This window comes from Halomonas sp. 3A7M (assembly GCF_014897875.1).
In the GTDB taxonomy this organism is placed as follows: domain Bacteria; phylum Pseudomonadota; class Gammaproteobacteria; order Pseudomonadales; family Halomonadaceae; genus Vreelandella.
This window is the reverse complement of record NZ_JABUZD010000136.1, coordinates 1-2,180: the sequence shown is the minus strand read 5'-3', so window position 1 is coordinate 2,180 and position 2,180 is coordinate 1. Positions and strand designations below refer to the sequence as shown.

General features: G+C 58.2%; 1 protein-coding gene. It reads right to left on the bottom strand.

Going from position 1 to position 2,180, the window contains the following annotated elements; translation table 11 throughout:
- On the bottom strand, positions 1 to 2,180 hold a 2,180-nt coding region (locus tag INT19_RS11945; RefSeq protein WP_193060899.1), incomplete at both ends, for an FAD-binding and (Fe-S)-binding domain-containing protein.

Here is a 2,180-nt window from a genome sequence, read left to right as displayed (position 1 = left end):
GGGGAGTCGCTCATTCCCAGCCCTTGACGCATTAGGCTATCGACCCAACGCTGTTTAAGTAGGGCGTTATACAGCGGCGCCACCTTGGCAAGGGTTGGCAACATAAATTCGGTGCCACCGATCAGGTAATCGCGCAGTGGGCGCAAATAGCGGCCGTGGTAGACCTCTAAAAACTGTGAACGAAACTGCGGCACATTGACCTTAATCGGGCACTGGCCTGCACAGGATTTACACGCCAAACAGCCCGCCATGGCATCGTAAACTTGGTGAGAATAGTCGTGGTGTTGCTTACGGCTGAGCGTATTGGCGACGCGTAGCGGAAAGCTTTTAATAAAGCCCCAGCCGTTTTCGGTTTTCTTTTTGCGCGACTCCTCAACGACATCGATCCCTGCCTGGGACTGCAGACGCAGCCACTCACGCATCAAGCTGGCACGGCCTTTGGGCGAATGCACACGGTCACGGGTAGCCTTCCAGGAAGGGCACATGGGGTCATCAAGGTCATAGTTGTAGCAGGCACCATTGCCGTTGCAGTACACCGCCGCGTCATAGGCCTGCCACGCTCGTTCATCAATGGTGCGGTCCAACTGGCCGCGCAGGGTGACGCCATCAACCGTTAACAGTTCAGGATCGCTGTCTTTGGCGATTAGTTCATGGTGTTCAGCGGGAGACGCAATTTTGCCGGGGTTTAGCTGGTTATGCGGATCAAACGCGGCTTTAACGCGCTGCAGGCTGGGGTATAACTCACCAAAGAATTTGGGGCCGTACTCCGAGCGCACACCTTTGCCGTGCTCCCCCCATAACAACCCGCCGTACTTCTGGGTCAGGGCTGCCACTTGATCGGAAATCTCACGAATCAGTTTTTCCTGCTCGGGATCTTTCATATCCAGTGCCGGGCGCACGTGCAGCACGCCCGCATCGACATGGCCAAACATGCCGTAGGAGAGCTGCCGGGCATCCAGCGCGGCGCGGAACTCAGTAATAAAGTCAGCCAAGTGCTCCGGTGGTACGGCGGTATCTTCGACAAACGCAATTGGGCGCTTTTCGCCCTGCACATTGCCCAGCAAGCCCACCGAGCGTTTGCGCATGGCGTAAACTTTTTGAATCTGCGGACGACCTTCCGCCAGGGTATAGCCTAAACGCTCTACCGTGGGGTCTTGGCTCAAGTGTTCCGTGAACGCCCGCACCCGCTCAGACAAGCGCGCAGGGTCATCGTCATTAAACTCGATTAGGTTAATGCCACGAATCGGCGTGCTGCCGGTGGCGGGGAAAAACGCCGCCACGCTATCCCAAACAAAGTCCTCCATCGCCAGCTGCAGCACGGTGTCGTCGATGGTTTCAATCGAGGTGGGGCGCGCGCTTGCCGTCATCAATGCCTTGGCATCGCGCAGCGCGTCCATAAAGCTGGAGTAACGCACATTGACCAAGGTGGCGTGCTTGGGAATCGGCAGCACATTGAGTACCGCTTCATTCAAAAAGCCCAATGTGCCTTCCGAGCCACACAGCAGGCTGTTCAGGTTCAGTTGGCCTTTTGCTTCCCGCAGATGCGCCAGATCGTAGCCGGTTAAGCAGCGGTTGAGCGGCGGAAATTTCGCCTCAATCAGCTCACGCTGCTGGTCGATAATCTCAGCCGCGGTGGTATGCACGCGACCTAAAATACCTTCGTGCTGGCACTCAGCCTGCTCTTCGTCAGCGCTAAGCGGGCGGCTATGCAGGTGTTGACCTCCGAGCAGAACCGTATCCAGTTCCAGCACGTGGTCACGGGTTTTACCGTATTCGCAGCTGCCCTGGCCGCTGGCATCGGTGGAGATCATACCGCCGATGGTGGCGCGGTTAGAGGTGGACAGTTCCGGGGCGAAAAACAGCCCATGGGGCTTCAGCGCCGCGTTGAGTTGATCCTTCACCACGCCCGCCTGAACGCGTACCCGCCGTGCCTCTACGTCGATCTCGAGGATCTGGTTCATATGGCGGGAAACGTCCACCACGATGCCGTCGGTCAACGACTGGCCGTTGGTACCGGTGCCGCCACCCCGAGGCGTGAGCACGATATCGCGGTGGGGCAGCTCAGCAGCCAGCTTGGCAAGGCGCTCAAGGTCTTCCGCATGCTTAGGAAACACCGCCGCCTGGGGCAGGCGCTGGTAAATCGAGTTATCCGTTGCCAGCACCGTGCGGTTGGCATAGTC